The 20,358-nt window shown below is 58.7% G+C and carries 19 protein-coding genes; 14 read left to right on the forward strand and 5 right to left on the reverse strand.

Annotated elements, in window-relative coordinates:
* Nucleotides 1–269: 269 nt before the first annotated feature.
* Nucleotides 270–1,616 (reverse strand): MFS transporter, encoded by a 1,347-nt coding sequence (locus PMI18_RS08620; RefSeq protein ID WP_007903843.1) that lies wholly within the window; start codon nucleotides 1,614–1,616, stop codon nucleotides 270–272.
* 288 nt (nucleotides 1,617–1,904) lie between these two features.
* The gene (gene pcaR, locus PMI18_RS08615) at nucleotides 1,905–2,747 is read right to left on the reverse strand and encodes a pca regulon transcriptional regulator PcaR (RefSeq protein WP_007903845.1); all 843 of its coding nucleotides are present in this window, start codon (nucleotides 2,745–2,747) and stop codon (nucleotides 1,905–1,907) included.
* 668 nt (nucleotides 2,748–3,415) lie between these two features.
* On the opposite strand from pcaR, the gene PMI18_RS08610 reads away from it, so the two are divergent.
* The 5 genes from PMI18_RS08610 to PMI18_RS08590 all read left to right on the forward strand — a co-directional run bounded on the left by PMI18_RS08610 (nucleotide 3,416) and on the right by PMI18_RS08590 (nucleotide 8,565).
* The gene (locus PMI18_RS08610) at nucleotides 3,416–3,616 is read left to right on the forward strand and encodes a hypothetical protein (protein ID WP_007903846.1); all 201 of its coding nucleotides are present in this window, start codon (nucleotides 3,416–3,418) and stop codon (nucleotides 3,614–3,616) included.
* Between the two features lie 378 nt (nucleotides 3,617–3,994).
* Nucleotides 3,995–5,470, forward strand: coding sequence for an inorganic phosphate transporter (locus PMI18_RS08605; RefSeq protein ID WP_007903847.1), 1,476 nt, complete (start codon nucleotides 3,995–3,997; stop codon nucleotides 5,468–5,470).
* 212 nt (nucleotides 5,471–5,682) lie between these two features.
* Nucleotides 5,683–6,804, forward strand: coding sequence for a glycosyltransferase family 4 protein (locus PMI18_RS08600; RefSeq protein ID WP_033036727.1), 1,122 nt, complete (start codon nucleotides 5,683–5,685; stop codon nucleotides 6,802–6,804).
* Nucleotides 6,797–7,573, forward strand: coding sequence for a DUF2334 domain-containing protein (locus PMI18_RS08595; protein ID WP_007903849.1), 777 nt, complete (start codon nucleotides 6,797–6,799; stop codon nucleotides 7,571–7,573). Before PMI18_RS08600 ends, PMI18_RS08595 begins: the two co-directional genes overlap by 8 nt.
* Complete coding sequence (locus PMI18_RS08590) at nucleotides 7,570–8,565, forward strand: lysylphosphatidylglycerol synthase transmembrane domain-containing protein (protein WP_007903850.1); 996 nt, start codon at nucleotides 7,570–7,572, stop codon at nucleotides 8,563–8,565. Before PMI18_RS08595 ends, PMI18_RS08590 begins: the two co-directional genes overlap by 4 nt.
* Before the next feature lie 194 nt (nucleotides 8,566–8,759).
* On the opposite strand, the gene PMI18_RS31275 is transcribed toward PMI18_RS08590, so the two are convergent.
* Nucleotides 8,760–8,936 (reverse strand): hypothetical protein, encoded by a 177-nt coding sequence (locus PMI18_RS31275; protein WP_007903851.1) that lies wholly within the window; start codon nucleotides 8,934–8,936, stop codon nucleotides 8,760–8,762.
* 81 nt (nucleotides 8,937–9,017) lie between these two features.
* Nucleotides 9,018–9,866: a formyltetrahydrofolate deformylase gene (gene purU / locus PMI18_RS08585; RefSeq protein ID WP_007903852.1), complete on the reverse strand. Its 849-nt coding sequence runs from the start codon at nucleotides 9,864–9,866 to the stop codon at nucleotides 9,018–9,020.
* 327 nt (nucleotides 9,867–10,193) lie between these two features.
* Here purU and mvaT point away from each other — a divergent pair, with 327 nt between their 5' ends.
* Nucleotides 10,194–10,571, forward strand: coding sequence for a histone-like nucleoid-structuring protein MvaT (mvaT, locus tag PMI18_RS08580; RefSeq protein WP_007903853.1), 378 nt, complete (start codon nucleotides 10,194–10,196; stop codon nucleotides 10,569–10,571).
* 97 nt (nucleotides 10,572–10,668) lie between these two features.
* Here the strand turns inward: mvaT and sbcB are convergent, their stop codons facing one another.
* Entirely contained in the window at nucleotides 10,669–12,099 is a 1,431-nt protein-coding gene (gene sbcB / locus PMI18_RS08575; RefSeq protein WP_007903855.1) for an exodeoxyribonuclease I, read from the reverse strand.
* Nucleotides 12,100–12,282: 183 nt separating this feature from the next.
* Here sbcB and PMI18_RS08570 point away from each other — a divergent pair, with 183 nt between their 5' ends.
* From PMI18_RS08570 to PMI18_RS08535, 8 genes are all read left to right on the forward strand, one after another.
* Nucleotides 12,283–13,008 (forward strand): RDD family protein, encoded by a 726-nt coding sequence (locus PMI18_RS08570; RefSeq protein WP_007903856.1) that lies wholly within the window; start codon nucleotides 12,283–12,285, stop codon nucleotides 13,006–13,008.
* Complete coding sequence (locus tag PMI18_RS08565; protein WP_007903863.1) at nucleotides 13,005–13,982, forward strand: stage II sporulation protein M; 978 nt, start codon at nucleotides 13,005–13,007, stop codon at nucleotides 13,980–13,982. The genes PMI18_RS08570 and PMI18_RS08565 overlap by 4 nt, the downstream gene beginning before the upstream one ends.
* Nucleotides 13,969–15,513, forward strand: coding sequence for a DUF4129 domain-containing protein (locus PMI18_RS08560; protein ID WP_007903866.1), 1,545 nt, complete (start codon nucleotides 13,969–13,971; stop codon nucleotides 15,511–15,513). Before PMI18_RS08565 ends, PMI18_RS08560 begins: the two co-directional genes overlap by 14 nt.
* Nucleotides 15,510–16,673: a DUF4350 domain-containing protein gene (locus tag PMI18_RS08555; RefSeq protein ID WP_007903867.1), complete on the forward strand. Its 1,164-nt coding sequence runs from the start codon at nucleotides 15,510–15,512 to the stop codon at nucleotides 16,671–16,673. The genes PMI18_RS08560 and PMI18_RS08555 overlap by 4 nt, the downstream gene beginning before the upstream one ends.
* Nucleotides 16,670–17,671, forward strand: a complete 1,002-nt coding sequence (locus PMI18_RS08550; RefSeq protein ID WP_007903869.1) for an AAA family ATPase — start codon at nucleotides 16,670–16,672, stop codon at nucleotides 17,669–17,671. The genes PMI18_RS08555 and PMI18_RS08550 overlap by 4 nt, the downstream gene beginning before the upstream one ends.
* 169 nt (nucleotides 17,672–17,840) lie before the next feature.
* A complete protein-coding gene (locus tag PMI18_RS08545) occupies nucleotides 17,841–19,172 on the forward strand; it encodes a DUF58 domain-containing protein (protein ID WP_007903872.1) in 1,332 nt (443 codons plus the stop codon).
* Nucleotides 19,173–19,309: 137 nt separating this feature from the next.
* Nucleotides 19,310–19,558 (forward strand): hypothetical protein, encoded by a 249-nt coding sequence (locus PMI18_RS08540; RefSeq protein WP_007903874.1) that lies wholly within the window; start codon nucleotides 19,310–19,312, stop codon nucleotides 19,556–19,558.
* 298 nt (nucleotides 19,559–19,856) lie between these two features.
* On the forward strand, nucleotides 19,857–20,243 hold the full coding sequence (locus PMI18_RS08535) for a DUF6124 family protein (protein ID WP_007903877.1): 387 nt from the start codon (nucleotides 19,857–19,859) through the stop codon (nucleotides 20,241–20,243).
* Nucleotides 20,244–20,358: the final 115 nt, after the last annotated feature.

Raw genomic sequence — 20,358 nt, forward strand, 5'->3', positions numbered from 1 at the left:
GTTATGAACCGACAGTGGTAGAAAAAGGCGCGAGGTTCAGCGCCGGAATGACTGAAGATTAAGCCCCTGGAAAAACCCAAACAATCCGATAATCGACTGAGCGTTCGTTTATCGAACAGATTGTTGTCTCACTACCGATCCTCAAAAGCTTCGCGGGCAAGCCTCGCTCCTACGGGATGCGCGTGATATCCGCGACCATACATTTCCGTAGGAGCGAGGCTTGCCCGCGAAGAGGCCATCAGACTCGCTAAAGAATCTGAAACCTGTCCTCAGGTCGCATCCGCATGGCTGACCATGCCCTTGATCACCACCGCCGTGGTCGCCAACGCGGCCGGAATCACCAGCGCTGTCAGCACCTGTTCGAAGTTCCACCCCAGGCCCAGCAAGGTTGCGCCCATCCACGCACCGAGGATCGCGCCGAAGCGGCCAATCCCGAGCATCCACGACACCCCCGTCGCCCGCCCCTGAGTCGGGTAAAACCGCGCTGCCAAAGACGGCATCGCCGATTGCGCACCGTTGACACACATCCCGGCCACCAGCACCAGGGTCGCCAGCACTGCGATGTTGCCCAGACTCTGCCCTACCGCGTAGGCAAACACCCCGGCGAGCAAGTAGAAAATGCCGATGACCTTGTGCGGATTGAACCGGTCCATCGCCCAGCCCACGCCCACCGCGCTCAATACCCCACCGAACTGGAACAGCGCACCAATGAATGCGGCCTGCTCCATGCTCGCGCCGCTGTCACGCATCAGCGTCGGCAGCCAGCTGGTCAGCAGGTAAACGATCACCAGCCCCATGAAGTACGTCAGCCACAGCAGCAACGTGCCGGTGCTGTAGGTGCCCGAGAAGATCACCGCAAACACATTGCGCGCCTTCACGGTTTTCTGTTCCGGCACGCTGAAGCTCGAAGCCTGTGCCACCACCGTCGGGTCGATCGGCGCCAAGGTTTTGCGCACTTTGTCCGTGCCACGATTGCGCACCACCAGGTAACGCGCCGATTCCGGCAACCAGAACAGCAAGACGACAGCGAGGATCAGCGGCAGAACCCCGCCGATCATCAACAGACTGTGCCAGCCGAAGGCCGGAATCAGTTTGGCCGAGATGAACCCGCCACCGGCCATGCCGAGGTTGAAGCCGCAGAACATGCTGGTCACCAGCAAGGACTTTTTGCGCTCCGGGGTGTATTCGGACAGCAGCGTGGTGGCGTTCGGCATGCCGGCGCCCAGGCCCAGGCCGGTGAGGAAACGCAGTACCAGCAGTTGATCAACGTTAGTGCTATAGGCCGACGCCAGGCTGAAAGCGCCGAACACCAACACCGCGCCCACCAGTACGACTTTTCGCCCGAAGCGGTCAGCCAATGGGCCGGAACCCAAGGCGCCGAAGACCATGCCGATCAACGCCGCACTCATCACCGGGCCGAGACTGGCGCGATCGATGCCCCAGTCCTGGGACAGTGCCGGCGCAATAAACCCCATGGCCGCAGTGTCGAGGCCATCGAGGAAAACAATCAGGAAACATAGAATCACCACCCGCCATTGGTAGCGCGAAATGGGTTGAGCGTTGATGAAGGACTGCACGTCGAGGCAGTTTCCTACAGCAGACTGAGGCTGGTTCATTATTTTTATTCCACGCAAAGAACGCAGTCGAACAGGTGCCAGCCGGGGCTGACGCTGTCACAAGAAAAGGAGGTCGGGATCAGGTGATCCGGTTTCGGCAGCTAAACCGGTGGGAACGGCGACAGTCGGGAAACGTGCGCATGACGATGCCTCTTCTCATTATTATTGGGGCGTGATCCGGCGCCTGGCTGAAGGCCAACAGTGCCGGATGACGCTGCCGCGACATTAATGATCCAAGGGAAAGAGCGTCAATTCGATAAACGCGACTCTGTGCGTTTATCGAACAGCTTAGGCAAAGAGTTGCGCGCTCAGATCACGACTGGCGCTTAGCAGACCAGGCAAGAAACGCTGTTCCAGCTCGCTGCGACTGACCCGGCCGGCGTGGGTGCTGACGTTTAACGCCGCCACCACTTGGCCGGACGCGTCGTACACCGGAACGGCAATTGAGCGCAGGCCCTGCTCCAATTCCTGATCAACGATGCACCAGCCTTGCTGCCGTACCTCTTGCAGGCATTCGAGCAACGCCTCGGGGGTATGCAACGTGCGACTGGTCTTGGCTTGCAGCTCTGCATGGTCGAGGTACTCGCGCAGTGACGTGTCGTCCAGCGCGGCGAGAAGAATCCTGCCCATGGATGTGCAATAAGCCGGCAGTCGCCCACCCACCGAGAGGTCGACGGAGATCAGCCGCTGAGTGGTCGCCGAGCGCGCAATGTACAAAATGTCATCGCCTTCCAGCGTGGCCATGTTGCAGGCCTCATGCAGTTGCTCGCTCATGCGGTCCAGATACGGCTGGGCAGAAACCGCCAATGGCGTCGACGACAAATAGGCATGGCCCAGGGTCAGTACTTTGGGCAACAGCGAATAGGTGCGCCCGTCGGTGGTGGCGTAGCCAAGCTTGATCAGGGTATGTAGGCAACGTCGCACAGCGGCGCGGGGAATTTCCGTGCGATGGCTGATCTGCGCAATGGTCAGGTGCCGCTTGCGCTCCTGGAACGCTTGCACCACCGCCAAGCCACGGGCCAGGGATGTCATGAAATCCGGGTCACCGGTCAGGGCCTGGATTCGCTTGGCGGGCGAGGCAACGATCGGCGGTGCCACTGAAGCGAAGGAATTGCGCATTTGATCGTTCATATCAGGTTGTTTCCCACACGAATCAACGACTATTACAAACGGCTCCCGGTCTGACATACAAGCCACCGGCCACCAAGATTGGGCGATTATCGAACCATGGGCCGATAATCGCAATCAATGGTTGCTAAGGGTGAGCCATACCGCTTTTACTCCCCATGCAATACGATTGTTATTTTCGGTCACGATTTAAAGAAGCATGGGTGTACTTATTCGTTCGGCTAAATGGCGCCAGAAAGTCATCGCTGTAACTGGCATCACGGTACCGTAGTTACCGGTAAAAGTTTGCGAGTAACAAAACAATCACACACGAGGAACTACTTTTAACTCTCAAGAGATAGTGTTCTGCGGATCGACCGCTATAATACATCTCAGTGGCGACCGGTTTTTTACGTGCCGATTTCGCCAACCGGCAGCGCAATATCCATTGTCGCTGTCCGCAGCAAGCGCCTGACGCTCATTTCATATGCTTCGCCAACGCGCTCGCTGAAACTGGAGACTGATGCTACGTCAGCTGTTTTTCTCTGGTGCCGTGGCCGCCTGCAACAAGGACGAATTGATTGCTCCGAGGGAACGATGCCGTGTCAGGCATTGTCCCTTCAACGAGCGTGGTCAATAAATCGATGCAGCGCGTTTCACCAGAATTAATCTCAACTCAATCAGGTAGCACTGTGACGAAAGACGAACTGCGCGCGGAACTTGAGCGCCAGGAACAACGTTACAAGGAAGTTTACGGCGGGGAAGTCACCACCTACGCCGCTCAGCCCGAACCCGAACGCAAACCCTGGCGTAAACGCGCCACCGTTCAGGACCAGGCCTTCTCCCAGGAATTGCAGAAGATGGAAAAGGAACTCAAAGCCGAAGAGCCATGACCGCCTCGGCTTGAATCCTTTCAAGAGCCTGCGTCTGCACCCGTTAAAAGCGGGTTGTATGGATGATGCTTTTCGCGCCCGCTACAAGCGGGCAGCGGTCCCCCTCATCCATTGAATGAGGCAAATGGCTCCTGTCCGGCCCTCTTCTCAGATATTTCACACAAGCGTTCAAGCCTCTCGCCCTGTCGGGAGAAACCCTTGTGGCTGCGGCCTTTGCAAGTAAATTCAATGACTTGTAAAACCCTGAAAAACCGCGGCGCCTGAGGGATTGCCACAAATTAATTCGTTGAAGAATGTTACCGATGAGCAGCTAGTGCATCGATTATCAGTCTTTTCTGGCATAATCGCGCCCCCTTACGACCGGGTCAGAAAACCTTCATGATCGATTTATTCAGCGGACTGGATGCTTGGGTGCTTGTGAGCCTCTTGCTCGCCCTGGCCTTTGTCCTCGCCTTCGAGTTCATCAACGGCTTTCATGACACCGCAAACGCGGTGGCCACTGTTATCTACACCAAAGCCATGCCGCCTCATCTGGCGGTGTTCTTTTCCGGTGTGTTCAACTTCCTCGGCGTGCTGCTGGGCGGTGTGGGCGTGGCGTATGCCATCGTTCATTTGCTGCCGGTAGAACTGCTGATCAATGTGAACACCGGTCACGGACTGGCCATGGTGTTCTCGTTGCTCGCCGCCGCCATCACCTGGAACCTGGGCACCTGGTACTTCGGTATCCCCGCCTCCAGCTCTCATACGCTGATCGGTTCGATCCTCGGTGTCGGCCTGGCCAACGCCTTGATCAACGACATTCCGTTGGCCGATGGCGTGAACTGGCAGAAGGCGATCGATATCGGTGCGTCCCTGGTGTTCTCGCCGATGGCTGGTTTCCTGATCGCAGCCCTGGTGCTGATCGGCCTTAAATGGTGGCGTCCGCTGTCCAAGATGCACAAGACACCGGAACAGCGCCGCAAGATCGACGACAAGAAACACCCGCCGTTCTGGAATCGTCTGGTGCTGGTGATTTCGGCGATGGCAGTCAGCTTCGTGCACGGTTCGAACGATGGCCAGAAAGGTATCGGCCTGATCATGCTGGTGCTGATCGGTATCGTGCCGGCGCAGTTCGTTCTCGACCTGAACAGCACCACCTACCAGATCGAACGTACTCGCGATGCGACCCTGCACCTGAGCCAGTTCTACGAGCGTAACCGCGAATCCCTGGGTGAGTTCCTGGCACTGGGCAAAAGCGTGAAAGGCGATCTGCCGGAGAAATTCCGTTGCAACCCGCAACAGACCGAACCGACTATTTCAGCGCTGCTGGGCACCCTTAAAGGTGTAGCCGACTACCATTCGCTGCCGTCGGAAAGCCGTATCGAAGTACGTCGCTACCTGCTCTGCCTGGACGACACCGCGAAGAAAGTCGCCAAGCTGCCAGGCCTCGCTGCCCGTGAAAAAGCTGACCTGGACAAACTGCGCAAGGACCTGACCACCACCACCGAATACGCCCCGTTCTGGGTGATTCTGGCGGTCGCCCTGGCCCTCGGCCTGGGTACCATGGTCGGTTGGAAACGCGTGGTACTGACCATTGGCGAGAAGATCGGCAAGCAAGGCATGACTTATGCCCAAGGCATGTCGGCGCAGATCACCACCGCGTGCATGATCGGCGCGGCCAACATCTTCAGCCTGCCGGTTTCCACCACACACGTCCTGTCTTCAGGCGTGGCCGGTACGATGGTCGCGAACAAAAGCGGCCTGCAAGGCGGCACCGTCAGAACCATCCTGCTGGCCTGGGTCCTGACCCTGCCAGCCACCGTGGCCCTGTCGGCCGGCCTGTTCTGGCTGGCATCGAAGGCACTGGGTAGCTGATACACCGCTACTGAAAAAGGCGCGTTCCGTGAGGTTCGCGCCTTTTTTATTGCCAATGTCCGAGTTCGCCGCAGCCCCCTGTGAGATCGGGCTTGCTCGCGAAAGCGTCCGCCCAAACACCGCACGACTTGCTGCCCCCCACCCGCAAAACCCCAATCGAACATCTATCCTTCATATAGGTCAACCAAAGGGAGAACAACGGTCCCGGAGGGATGTTCATCGTGCATATCGCTGACATAACCATGTTCTACGCCCCTGCCAGCGGTGGCGTGCGTACTTATCTGGATGCCAAACACCGCCGCTTGGGCAATAAGCCAGGCATTCGTCACAGCTTGCTGGTCCCCGGGGCGCATTTGAGTGAACAGGATGGCGTTTACACGGTTCCGGCGCCTGCCTTGCCCTTTGGCAAGGGCTATCGCTTCCCCCTCCGACTCGCGCCGTGGCGCAATGTCCTGCAGGATTTGCAACCCGACCTGATTGAAGTCGGCGACCCCTACCTGACTGCCTGGGCTGCCTTAGACGCCAAGCGGCAACTCGATGTGCCGGTGATCGGCTTTTATCATTCGGACCTGCCGCTGCTGGTCAGCAATCGCATGGGTAACTGGGTTACCCCCAATATCGAAGCTTATGTCAGCAAACTCTATGGCAACTTCGACCGGGTTCTGGCGCCGAGCCAAATCATGGCCGATAAACTGATCGGGTTGGGCGTGAAGAACGTTTTTGTACAACCGCTGGGCGTCGACCTGCAAACGTTCAACCCCAGTGCACGGGATCCAGGTTTGCGGGCCGAATTGGGCATTGATGAAAACACTCACCTGCTGATCTTCGCCGGCCGTGGATCCAAGGAAAAAAACCTGCCGGTGCTGCTCAGATGCATGAAACGCCTGGGTCGTCGCTATCACCTGTTACTGGTGGGCTCCTCAATGCCTACCTTGGTACCGCGCAATGTCACCGTCCTCGATGAGTTCTACCCGGCGGCGCAAGTCGCGCGTTTGATGGCCAGTGCCGATGCTCTGGTGCATGCCGGTGATCAGGAAACTTTCGGCCTGGTGGTCCTCGAAGCCATGGCCAGCGGTATTCCGGTGGTGGCCGTGGCGGCCGGGGCTTTTCAGGAAATTGTCACCGATCAATGCGGCCTGCTTTGCGCGCCGAACAATCCAGCCGCGATGGCCAACGCGGTGCGCGAACTGTTCAGTCAGGGCAGCGCCGCACTGGGCAAACAAGCCCGTCGCCATGTCGAGCAACATTACGCCTGGGACACCGTGGTCGACAGCCTGCTGGGGCACTATCACGCCGTACTCGGTACTCAATGGCCACTGACCGCCAATGGTTGAGCCCATGAACGCGCCCAGCCTGTTACTGGTGCTGCACGACGTTGCGCCGCAAACCTGGCCCGATTACCAAGCCTTCGTCGAAGCCGTCGACGCGCTGGGTGAGGTGCCGATCACCTGGCTGGTGGTGCCGGATTTCCACAAGCATAACGACCTGAATGCGTATCCGGCGTTTCGACGCTTGCTGACCCGCCGGGTCGCTCGCGGCGACGAACTGGCACTGCACGGTTACTTTCATTGCGATGAAGGACCGATCCCCATCACTCCCCGAGACTGGTTCATGCGCCGAATCTACACCCATGAAGGCGAGTTCTACGACCTGTCACAAGAAGCCGCCCTCACCCGCCTGCGTGCCGGAATCGAGGTGTTCCAGCGTTACAACTGGCCATTGGAAGGTTTCGTCGCTCCGACCTGGCTAATGAGCGAAGGCACCCGCCAAGCCTTGCGTCAGGTACCGCTGCGCTACACCAGCGACTCGCAGCATCTGTATCGATTGCCGGATTTCACCGCGATCGATGCCCCGTGCCTGGTCTGGAGCGCGCGCAGCGCCTGGCGTCGAGGTCTGTCGAAAATCGTCAGCAATCAGCGTGAACAACGCTGGCGCCAGGCCCCGGTGATTCGTCTCGGCCTGCACCCCGTGGACATGCGTCATGAGTTCTCGCGCCACTATTGGCTGCAAACCCTCAAACGCTTGCTCGACGAGGGCCGCGTGCCAATGACCAAGGCCAACTGGCTGGCACAGCAACGCGACCCCATCGGTCGCGCCGCATGAGCCGCGGGATTCTGCTGGTCGTCGCCCTGCTCGCTGCGGTGCTCATCCCGTCGTTGCTGGGTGGCGCAGAGACATGGTCGCGGTTGCAAAGCTTTCCGCTGAAATGGTTGCTGATCATGTTCGGCATGATCCTGCTGTGCTGGATGCTCAACACCCAGCGCTTGCGCCTGCTGCTGGGAGATCAACGCGACAAGATCAGTCGCTTCAAAAGTCTCGGGGTGGTGATGTCCGCCGAGTTCGCCTACTGCGCCACCCCCGGCGGCAGTGGCGGACCGCTGACCATCATGGCGTTGCTGGCACGTCACGGCGTGCGGCCGGCCAGGGGCAGCGCCGTGTTCGCCATGGACCAGTTGAGCGACCTGCTGTTTTTTCTCTGCGCGCTGAGTGGGATTCTGATTTATGCACTGTTCCAGCACCTCAGTCAGCGCATGGAATGGCTGCTGACGGTCAGCGCCGTCTCAATGTTCGGTGGGTTGTTCAGTTGCGTATTAGCGGCTCGCTACCACCGCTCGCTGATTCGTCTGAGTGGTCGGTTGCTCGCTCGTCTCAATGTCAAAGGCACCACCCGGATGCGCTGGGCGCGAAAGCTTCTGCACTTCCTCGCAGCGTTCACTGACACATTGAAGTTGCCTTTTCAGACGTTGATCACAGTGTTTGCACTGACCTGCCTGCATTGGCTCTTGCGCTATAGCGTGTTGTATCTGGCATTGCTCGGGCTGGGCGTGGACTTGCAGTGGGCCTGGTGTTTTCTGATCCAGATGCTGTCGCTGAGTGCTGGGCAGTTCAGCCTATTGCCGGGCGGTGCCGGGGCGGCAGAACTGACATCGGCGGCGCTGCTGGCGCCCATGGTCGGGAAATCCACCGCGGCGGCGGCGATTCTGATCTGGCGGACAGTGACCTATTACTTCTATCTGGTGGTCGGTGGCCCAGTGTTTGTGCTGATGCTTGGGCGGCCACTGCTCAGGAAGTTGATGAAGTTCAAGCAGGCTTAAAGGATCGCAGCCTTAAAAGATCGCAACCTTCGGCAGCTCCTACACTGTGGCGAGGGGGCTTGTCGGAACGCCGCATCGCCCCGTTCGGCGGCGCAGCCGTCGCAAGATCAGCACGCAGGGTATACCTGAACGAATGCCGGGGGCCGCTTCGCAGCCCAACGGGGGCAAGCCTTCTCGCCACAGGGTAATCTTTTTCAGGAGTCCCCGGATTCATCCTCAGAATCGTCCTGCAACTGCTCCCACAACTCAGCGGCACCGGGAAACTCCGTGCCGTCTTCGGCGCTCAGGTCATCCGGGTCATAGCGACTCAAACAGCCCTCACCCAATGTGGCGGGTGCTTTGGAGGTGGCTTTGTCCAGTGGATCGGCCATGGTTATGTTCTCAGTGCAAAAACGGCGAAGGGCCTGAAGCGATTGAACGCCCAGGCCCTTCGAATTTCAACCGTACAGCTATCAGAACACGACGGTTTTGTTGCCATGCACCAGCACCCGGTCTTCCAGGTGATAACGCAGACCACGTGCCAGCACCATTTTCTCGACATCACGGCCGAAGCGCACCATGTCTTCAATGCTGTCGCTGTGACTCACGCGCACCACGTCTTGCTCGATGATCGGACCGGCGTCCAGCTCTTCGGTGACATAGTGGCAAGTAGCGCCGATCAACTTCACACCGCGCATCGAAGCCTGGTGATACGGCTTGGCACCGACGAACGACGGCAAGAAGCTGTGATGAATATTGATGACTTTATGGGCATATTCGCTGCACAACTCAGGCGGCAGAATCTGCATATAACGGGCAAGTACCACCACTTCGGCCTCGTGCTGTTTGACCAGACGCGAGACTTCGGCGAAGGCCGGCTCCTTGTTCTGTGGATTGACCGGGACATGGTAGTAAGGAATACCGTGCCACTCGACCATGCTGCGCAAATCATCATGGTTGGAAATCACGCAGGCGATTTCACAGTCCAGTTCGTCGCTGTGCCAGCGGTGCAGCAAGTCGGCCAGGCAGTGGGATTCGCGACTGGCCATCAACACCACACGTTTCTTCTGCTCGGTGTCGGTGATGCGCCAGTCCATCGAAAACTCTTCGGCAATCGGTGCAAACGCTTCGCGAAAGGCTTCGATACCGAAAGGCAGCGAATCGGCACGAATTTCGTGACGCATGAAGAACCAGCCACTGAGATTATCCGAGTGATGGCTCGCTTCAGTGATCCAGCCGTTATGTGACGCCAGAAAGTTACTGACTTTAGCAACGATGCCGACGCGGTCCGGGCAAGCAATCACCAGCCGAAAAGTGCGCATGAGGGGGAAACTCCAGAACTTCGCAAAGGCCGCTATTCTAGCGATTGTGCAGCAAAACTGCAGTATTGATGACGTATGGCTTTGCCCGCAGGTCCGGTACAGGCTCTGCAAGCACCAGGCTGCCCCACGCGATGGTGTTCTTGTGGGCAATCTTCAAGAGGTCAACTGTGAATATTTGTGACGCTATTTAACTGTCCCTCCAATGTGTGTCCTGTTCCGCAACTAATTTAAATAAAACTCCGGTTAAATGTTTACTTGATGAAACACCCTGACTATTATTGTCGCACTGTCACCCTGTCATCCAGCGCCCAACATAAGGTAGTCCTCATGTCCTTGATCAACGAATATCGCGCCACCGAAGAAGCTATCAAAGAGCTGCAAGCCCGTTTGAAGAATCTGTCCCAAGACGACAAACTGCAAACCGAGCTGGAATTCGAAGGCAAACTGCGCACCCTGATGGGCGAATACTCCAAATCCCTGCGTGACATCATCGCGCTGTTGGATCCAGAGTCCAAAACCAAGGCTCCACGTGGCGGCGCAGTAAAAACTACCGGCACCAAGCGTGCTCGCAAAGTTAAACAATACAAAAACCCGCACAACGGCGAAGTCATCGAAACCAAAGGTGGCAACCACAAGACTCTGAAAGAGTGGAAAGCCAAGTGGGGCGGTGACGTGGTTGAAAGCTGGGCTACCCTGCTGGGCTAAGCCGCAAGCGTGTCGCAGACTGATCCGCGACCAAAAAACGCCAGCAAATGCTGGCGTTTTTTTATGCCTGGAATTCAAGCGCAGCTTATTCTCGTTTTCAAAGACTCAAACGTTTGCGTAATGCCTGGACATGATTCTGCCATTCATCCAGAACCTCTCGCTGAAACGTTGTAGCACTAGTCGTCAATTGAGCAGCCACCTCCAGAAAACTATCCAGCGTATTTGGCGCGCCCCACTCTGGCGCACACAAACGTTTCTGACAGAATATTCGCCAGCGTTCTTGCTCTTCCAGGCTCAACGTATCGGGAAAGTTGCGTGCGCGATAACGAAACAATAATTCAGGCAAACGCTCATCATCGAAAGGCCACTGTTCTTGTGCTAATTGCGCAGGGTCGGCGGCTCTGACTTGCTCACATAGACGCCGGTCCCGATCACCGATAAAACCGTCGTATAACTGTTGCTCGGGGTCTTGGCTCGGAGAAAAATCGTCGCTGGAGTAAATGTCCGACACTTTATCTCGCCAAACTTGTTGTGCGTCACTTAGCCGCAGCGCCCGCTCCTGATAAAGCGCCATATCCAGCCCCAAACGTTGCTGATCTAGAGGACGAAGTACCGATAACGGCGCCACTACCGGGCACTTGTTGATGTGTATGAGCTTGAGCGGCACCGGCAGTTCACCTTCGGCCAAGTCATCGCGGCGGGTATAAAGCCGCTGACGCAAGGCTTCGGCATCCAGGTCTAGCAACCCCTGAGGGTCCAGGTGCAGGTCACAGACAATCAGCGCGTTGCGATTACGGGGATGCCAGGCCAACGGCAGCACCACACCCACATAGTTGCGGGCCGCCGAAAAGCGCCCGGAAATATGCACCATCGGCTGCAACAGCCGAATTTGATCCATCACCTTTTGTTTGCTGCGCAATTGAAACAGCCAGTCATACAACTTCGGCTGTTTTTCCCGAATCAGACGCGCCAGGGCGATGGTGGCACGAACATCCGACAGCGCCTCGTGTGCATGCCCGTGATCGATGCCATTGGCGGCGGTCAGACGTTCGAGTTTGAGCGTGACTCGCCCTTCGTCGTCCTTGGGCCAGACGAGGCCATCGGGACGCAAGGCATACGCTGCGCGCACCACATCGATCAAATCCCAACGGCTGTTGCCGCCCTGCCACTCTCGTGCATAAGGGTCGAAGAAGTTTCGATACAGGCTATAGCGGGTCATCTCGTCGTCAAAACGCAGCGTGTTGTACCCGGCCCCACAGGTGCCGGGCGCCGCGAGCTGGCCATGAACCCGTGTCATGAAATCGGCTTCGCTCAAACCTTGCTCGGCCAGACGCCCGGGCGTAATACCGGTGATCGCGCACGCCGCCGGATGAGGCAGGATGTCGTCACTGGGCTGGCAATAAAGGTTGACCGGTTCGTCTATTTCATTGAGATCGAAGTCGGTGCGAATCCCCGCCACTTGCAGCGGGCGGTCGCAACGGGGGTTGATGCCAGTGGTTTCATAGTCGTACCAGAAGATCGAGGTCACGGGTTGTTCCTGAACTGAAGACCGGCGAAGTCTAGGCGCACACAGGACGCCCCGACCAGAGTTCTTGTCATTCAATCACCTCTGGCCACTCACTGTGCAATACATAGTTATGTCGTTTTCCCCCAAGAGGCTGCTAGCATCGAACGGAGATCGAATCCGGACCAGGCCACATCAAGGTTGCCCATGCTCGAGACCACAGCACTGCAAAGGAACGCGACGCTGGCCCCGCCACTGGACACGCGGTATCACGTCGAAACGCCCGAAGGCATCGACTTGCCGCTGCGCCCGGCCGGGTTGATGGTACGTGCGCTGGCGTTCGCCATCGACCTGGGCCTGCGCGGGGTGATTCTGGGCCTGCTGTTTGTTGTGTTGGCGTTTCTGGGAAAACTGGGCGCCGGGCTGGGTTCGATTCTGCTGTTCGTGATGAGCTGGTGGTACATGGTGCTGTTCGAAGTGCTCAATCAGGGCCGCTCACCGGGCAAGCAATGGATGGGGTTGCGCGTAGTGCATGACGATGGCACGCCGATCGGCTGGTCCGCGTCCTTGCTGCGCAACCTGCTGCGGTTTGTCGACATGTTGCCGTTCGGCTACTTTCTCGGGGCGATCAGTTGCCTGCAACACCCCTCCTTCAAACGCCTCGGCGACCTGGCCGCCGGTACGCTGGTGATCTACCGCGAACAACCGCTCACCCGACCGCAGCTGCCCGACGTCCCACCGCGGCGCGCAGCTTTCGCGCTGACGCTGACCGAGCAACGCGCCATCCTCGGGTTTGCCGAACGCCAGGGTGAACTCTCCGAGGCGCGGGCCAACGAACTCGCCTCGATACTCGCGCAACCGTTGCAGGTATCGACGCCACAGGCGAGGGCCGAACTCAACGGCATCGCCCGTGGCCTGTTGGGCCCCACATGAAACAAAGCCTTTTCGAAAGTCGCCACAGCGCCGAATGGGAGCAGTTTGCACTCATGCTTGAACGGCTGGAACGAGGCCAGAGCGCCTCAGGAGTCGCCAGTTTCCCCAGCGACTATCGACGGCTCTGCCAACACCTGGCCTTGGCTCAGGAGCGCGGCTACAGCAGTTTCCTGATCGACTCATTACAGCAACTGGCTCTGCGCGGGCATCAACAACTTTATCGGCATCGCAGTCGACTGGGTGCCAACGTACTGAGTTTCATCCTCGCCGACTTCCCGCGACTGGTGCGTGAGCAGTGGCGCTTCGTGTTTGCCGCCAGCCTGATATTTTTTGGCAGCCTGATCGGCTTCGCGTTGCTGGTGTATCTGTTCCCGGAGCTGGTCTACAACCTGATTCCGGCCGAGCAGGTCAGTGAGATGCAAAGCATGTACGACCCCGCCGCCGGTCATCTGGGGCGCTTGGCAGATCGGGCAGCCAGCGAAGACTGGGTGATGTTCGGTTACTACATCATGCACAACATCGGCATCGCCTTTCAGACCTTCGCCAGCGGTTTACTGTTTGGCCTGGGCAGCGCGTTTTTCCTGTTCTTCAACGGTTTGATGATCGGTGCGGTGGCCGGACACCTGACGCACATCGGCTATGGGCAAACCTTCTGGTCGTTCGTGATCGGCCATGGCGCCTTCGAACTGAGTGCCATCGCCCTGGCCGGCGCCGCCGGCCTGCAACTGGGCTGGGCGTTGATCGCGCCGGGACGTTTGCCCCGCGCCGAAGCCCTGCAACTGGCGGCGCGCAAGAGCGTGTTGCTGATTTGTGGAGTCATGCTGTTTCTGCTGATTGCGGCGTTTATCGAAGCCTACTGGTCGTCGCGGACCGGGCTCGCGCCGCTGACCAAATACCTGGTCGGCGCGGCGCTCTGGTTGTTGGTGGCGACTTATCTGCTGTTTGCCGGACGAACTCGCCATGCGCCTGAGTGATGCCAGTGTGGTGATCCGCCCGCGCACGACCTGGGAAGCCATGGACCTGGGAGTGCTGCTGAGTCAGCGTCATCGACGCTTGTTGATGACCAGTTGGGCCATCATGACCTTGCCGATCTTCGCCCTGCTCACCTTGCTGCTGTGGGATTCACCCTCCCTCGCCGTGTTCCTGTTCTGGTGGCTCAAACCGGCGTTCGATCGGCTGCCGCTGTACATCCTGTCCAAAGCCATGTTCGGCGAAACGCCCACGCTGAAACAGGCCCTGCGCCAATGGCCGCGTCTGCTCAGGCCACAATTGCTGGCCAGCCTGACCTGGCGCCGCCTGAGCCTGAGCCGCAGTTTTCTGATGCCGGTGGTGCAACTCGAAGGTCTGGCGGACGAAGCACGCCAACAACGTTTGCGTGTACTGCTGCAGCGTAACGCCGGCGCCGCCCAGTGGCTGACGATCATCGGCGTGCATCTGGAAACCGCGCTGTGGATCGGCTTGATGGTGCTGTTCTACATGCTCTTGCCACAACAGATCGAACTCGACTGGGGCTGGCAGACCTTGATTACCGCCGCCACCCAAGACTGGCGCTGGCTGGAACACCTGACCAATACCTTTTACGTTCTGGTGCTGATTGTCTGGGAACCGATCTATGTGGCCTGCGGTTTCAGCCTTTATCTGAACCGGCGCACGCGGCTGGAAGCCTGGGATATCGAACTGGTCTTTCGCCGATTGCGCCAGCGCATGACCAGCTCGGTCGTCACGCTGCTGCTGGCCGCGATCCTGCTGGTGCCGACGGTGCAAAGCGTCTGGGCCGCCGAACCGGTTATCTCACCGGACTCTGCGCGCCTGCTCGACCAGCCACTGACCAGCCAGGCATCCCGGGACAGCATCAAGGCCATCCTCGATCAGCCTCCCTTCAAGAATAAGGAAACGGTCACGCGTTATCGTTTTGGCGAAGACAAACCCGCCCCCGATACTGCGGGCGATGGTCAAACGCCCGCCTGGCTGAAGGCGTTGTTCAGCTTGCTGGACAGCCAACGCTTCGGCGTATTGGCCAACCTGATCGAAGTGTTGCTGTGGGGCGCAGTGATCGGCGCCATTGGGCTGTTGATCTGGCGTTACCGCGACTGGCTGCGGGCCTTTGTCAGCCGCCGCCCCACGTTGAATCGCAAAGCCGCGCGGCCGTTACCGCAGCAGGCGTTCGGCCTGGACCTCAACCGCGAAACCCTGCCCGCCGACATCGCCGCCAGCGCCGAAAGCCTCTGGCAGACCCATCCCCGTGAAGCCCTCGGGTTGCTCTATCGCGCCCTGCTCAGCCACTTGCTGCACGACTTCAACATGGCGCTCAAACCCGCCGACACCGAAGGCGAAGTTCTTCAGCGCGTCGAACAACTGCAGCAACCTGCCCTGTTGGCCTTCAGTAAAAACCTAACCGGGCACTGGCAAAACATGGCGTATGGGCATCGATTGCCCCCCGCTCATTTGCAACAGGAACTCTGTGACGGCTGGCGCACGTTATTCGGCCCGGGAGCGGTCCGTTGAACCGGCGTTTGTGGCTTTCGGTCGGTGCGTTCATCGCCCTGCTGGTGGGCGCGCTGAGTGTTTACCTGTACTTCAAGGCCATACCCTATCCAGCAGAAATCGATCACGGCCCATCGCCCGAAGCCCAGGCCAACCCCTATCTGGCGGCCGAGCATTTTCTGCGCAAACAGGGCCTGACCGTCAACCATGCCAACAGCCTCGACATCTTGCCGACGCTCGAGCCACATCAGCGCAGTTTGTTGTTGCTCGGCGATCGGACGAATATGTCGCCGCGACAGGTGAATCAGGTGTTGAACTGGACCCGGGCCGGTGGGCGTCTTTTGTTCGTCGCCGAAGCCCTGTGGGATGAGAAGACCGGTCAGAGCAATGACCTGCTGCTCGACCGGGTGCAGGTGCACCAGTCCCTGAGTAAAGACCTCAAGGACCCGCCACCCGATCTCCTCGACGACCCCTACCCCAAATTGACCAAGCTCTATCTGGAAAATGAAGAGGCGCCGGCCTACGCCGGCTTCGATACCGCGTTCCACCTCGACGACCCGAAAAACCTCGCCCAGGCCTGGGCTAACAGCGGCAAGGCCACGCACATGATGCAGCTGAGTCACGGGCAGGGTTCGATCACCGTGGTCACCGACGCCGACCTCTGGAAAACCCCGGCCATCGACCAGTACGACAACGCCTGGCTGCTGTGGTACCTGACGGCCGACACCGACGTGACCCTGCTGTTTAATACCGATCACGACAGCTTGCTGACCTTGCTGTGGCGCTACTTTCCACAAGCCTTGGTGGCCCTGATCGCCTTGATCATTTTCGGGTTCTGGCATGTTGGCGTACGTAACGGCCCGTTGCTGGAGCCGGCCACGAGAGCCCGCCGCCAGCTTCAGGAACACCTGCGTGCCAATGCCGATTTCATGCTCCGTCACAACGGTCAGCACAGCCTGTTGCAAGCCTTGCAACAAGACATCCTGCGTCGTGTCCGTCACCGTCATCCCGGTTTTGAACAACTCGGCGTTGCCGAACAATGGCTGGTGCTCGCACGCCTGACTGGCCAACCCACACGCGCCATCAGCCAGGCCATGAGCCCGCGACCGAAGCAGCGGCTGCCCAGCGCTGAATTCAGCCGTCAGGTCGCCCACCTGCAAACCTTGAGGAATGCCTTATGACTGAACAGATTGAGCCCGGCACACAGACCCACGCCGCCCAGCAGCGCCAGCGCGCCAGCCAGTTGGCTCAAGCAGTAAGGACGGAACTGCAAAAAGCCGTGATCGGCCAGAACATCGTGATCGACGATGTGCTCACCGCCCTGATCGCCGGCGGCCATGTGCTGCTCGAAGGCGTGCCGGGGTTGGGCAAGACGTTGTTGGTGCGTGCCCTCGCTCGCTGCTTCGGCGGTGAATACGCACGCATCCAGTTCACCCCGGACCTGATGCCCAGCGATGTCACCGGGCACGCGGTGTACGACTTGCAAACCGAGCAATTCAAACTGCGCAAAGGCCCGCTATTCACCAACCTGCTGCTGGCCGATGAGATCAACCGCGCCCCGGCGAAAACCCAGGCGGCGCTGCTTGAAGCCATGCAGGAACGCCAAGTCACCCTCGAAGGCCGCGCCCTGCCCATCGCGCAACCGTTCATGGTACTCGCCACGCAAAACCCGATTGAACAGGAAGGCACTTACCCGTTGCCGGAGGCCGAGCTCGACCGCTTCATGCTCAAGGTGCGCATGGACTACCCCGATGCCGAGCAGGAACTGGACATGGTACGCCAGGTCAGCCGTTCGACCCGGGCCGACATGCTAGATGTGCAACCGTTGCGCACCGTGTTGCAAGCCAAGGACGTGCTGGCCTTGCAGCGCATTGCCAGTGATCTGCCCATGGACGATCAGGTACTCGATTACGCCGTGCGCCTGGCCCGCACCACCCGGACCTGGCCGGGGTTGACCCTGGGCGCCGGGCCACGCGCATCAATCGCCCTGGTACGTTGTGCCCGCGCCCGGGCCTTGTTGCGCGGCGGCGAATTTGTGATTCCCGATGACATCAAAGGCTGCGCGCTGGCCGTTCTGCGTCACCGTGTGCGAATTGCCCCGGAGCTGGACATCGAAGGGCTGGAAGTCGATCAGGTGCTCAAGCAACTGCTCGATCAAGTGCCGGCGCCGCGCCTGTGACCACATTCCTGCACCGCCCCCCTGTGGCGAGGGAGCTTGCTCCCGCTGGGGTGCGAAGCAGCCCCAAAACCAGTCGACGCGTAATGTCAGGTAAAACGCGTCTATCTGTTTTACGACTGCTGCGCAGCCGAGCGGGAGCAAGCTCCCTCGCCACAAAAGGTGTGCGCTGATGAAGCCTTCTCGCCTGCTGCTGATCTGGCTCGCAGTCCTGCTGGCCATCGGCATCGTGCTGGGCGCATTGCGGGCATTGGACATCGAGGTTCCATCGAGCCTGTTGTCGATCAACTGGGGATTGCTGTTAGCGCTGCTGGCCCTGGCGACGCTCGACGCCATCCGCCTAAAACGCCTGCCCTCGCCCCGCGTGCAACGGCAAATGCCCGGCAGCCTGGCGCTCGGTCGATGGGGCGAAGTGCGACTGGAGGTCGAGCACGATTTTGCTCAACCGCTGAACGTGCACATCTTCGACCATGTCCCGCACGGCCTGGACTTCGAACACCTTCCATTGTCCGTCGAACTGCAACCCGGCCAACAGAGCCAGATCGGCTATCGCCTGCGCCCACTCAAGCGCGGCCACTTCACCTTCGACCACTGCGAAATCAGCCTGCCGAGCCCAATGGGCCTATGGTCAGGCAAACGTTTACTGAACGTAGTCGACAACACCCGCGTCTACCCCGACTTCGCCCGCCTCTACGGGGGCCAACTGCTGGCGGTGGATAACTGGCTCAGCCAGCTCGGCGTGCGCCAACGCCAGAGACGCGGTCTGGGTCTGGAGTTTCATCAACTGCGCGAATTCCGCGAAGGCGACAGCCTGCGTCAGATCGACTGGAAAGCTACGGCACGCCAGCGCACACCGATTGCCCGTGAGTATGAGGACGAGCGTGATCAGCAGATCATTTTCATGCTTGATTGTGGGCGGCGCATGCGCAGCCAAGACGGCGAACTTTCGCATTTCGATCACGCGCTCAATGCCTGCCTGCTGCTCAGCTACGTCGCGCTACGTCAGGGCGATGCGGTGGGCCTAAGCACCTTCGCCAGCCATCAGCCGCGCTACCTCGCCCCGGTCAAAGGCACTGGCCAACTCAACGTGTTACTCAACAGCGTTTACGATCTCGACAGCACACAATGCCCCGCCGACTATCTGGTCGCCGCCAACCAGTTATTGGCCAGACAAAAACGCCGGGCACTGGTGGTGCTGGTGACCAACTTGAGGGATGAAGACGACGAGGAATTGCTGACCGCCGTCAAACGGCTGAGCCGTCAGCATCGGGTGTTGGTGGGCAGCCTGCGCGAAGAGGTGCTCGACAGTCTGCGGCACGCGCCGGTACAAACATTGCCCGAGGCGCTGGCCTATTGCGGGATAGTGGATTATATGAATGTACGGGCGGAGCTCCATGAGCAGTTGAGTGCTCATGGTGTTCCGGTGCTGGATGCTCGGCCCTCAGAACTGGGGGCCGAGATGGTGACGCGGTATATGGGATGGAAAAAAGCTGGAACGATGTAATGGCCAATCCCATAGAAAATAGTCATGTCACGATATGAATATGATGTGCGAGCACGTATGACTAGCTCCCACCCCAAAGTAATTACGAGAAGCTGTCCCACCCAACAATCTGATAGCTCTACCACAAGGAATCAATCATGGACGAGACAAAACTATTCGCTTCAGTGCTAACGCAGATCAATGAGAACCAACTGGCATTGTGTGCCGCTGTAGAGGAGCTATCGAATTGGGTGGCGCAGCAAGGGGCTGCCGAAACAGCGGATAACATCCGATGCGCCTTACAAACGCTAGATGTAAACCAAGATTTTATCTCTTTGGCACTTATTTCTATCTCCACCGATTTTAAAAATTCACAGATCCCCAAAAAGCCTGATCTTAATGACTAGCTAACCTTCAGTTTTTGTAGTTTTTCCTAGGCATTACCCGATGTTCCTGATCGTGTAGTAACGAGGGGCAATAAGCTCTGCCATGTAAAAACTGACGTTTATGGCCGGTAATCTGCTTGTTGTCTCTCCCATCAGGCTTCGCGAATAACTGCGCTAATGACTACAGAATGAAGCGCATCTGCCTACAAATATCAGCGACCAGTCTGATTGTGGGTGGTGTCCGTCCCGACATAAGGTTCTCCTATCGCCGCCCTTTCGTTATTTCCGAATCGGTGGCAGCCCCAACAAGGAGTTAACCGTGATAACGCCCCGACCCAACCCACTCAAAACCACCTCCAGTTCGCCCTACAGCACCCTCGACTCGAGAAAACTCCACGAAGCTGCCGACAGGGCCCTCGATCACTATCTCAAACGGGAAAACACTAAACCGTGCTTTGCCGAAGAACGCACCACCGAGGAACGATCCATGAAGATGTTCACCGTCGTACCCGATGCAAACCCCGAAGCCCTCATCATCCAGACCTACGAAACCTTTTCCTCGGTCAGCATTTTGCTGCTCGATCTGGCAGAAAGCCTGGACGACAAGCAGCGGCATCTGGCGATGGCGATTTATCAGATGAGTGAGATGGGGTTGATGCTGGCGGAGAGGTCGCTGGATATCGAGCGGGCGATTGCTACAGCCTAGCCTTTGAATATTGGCTGAATGGTCTGACGCCATCGCGGGCAAGCCCGCTCCCACAGGGATCTTCGGTGAACACACAATAGGTGAACACCGCCGAAACTGTGGGAGCGGGCTTGCC

Source organism: Pseudomonas sp. GM102 (assembly GCF_000282555.1).
Lineage (GTDB): Bacteria > Pseudomonadota > Gammaproteobacteria > Pseudomonadales > Pseudomonadaceae > Aquipseudomonas.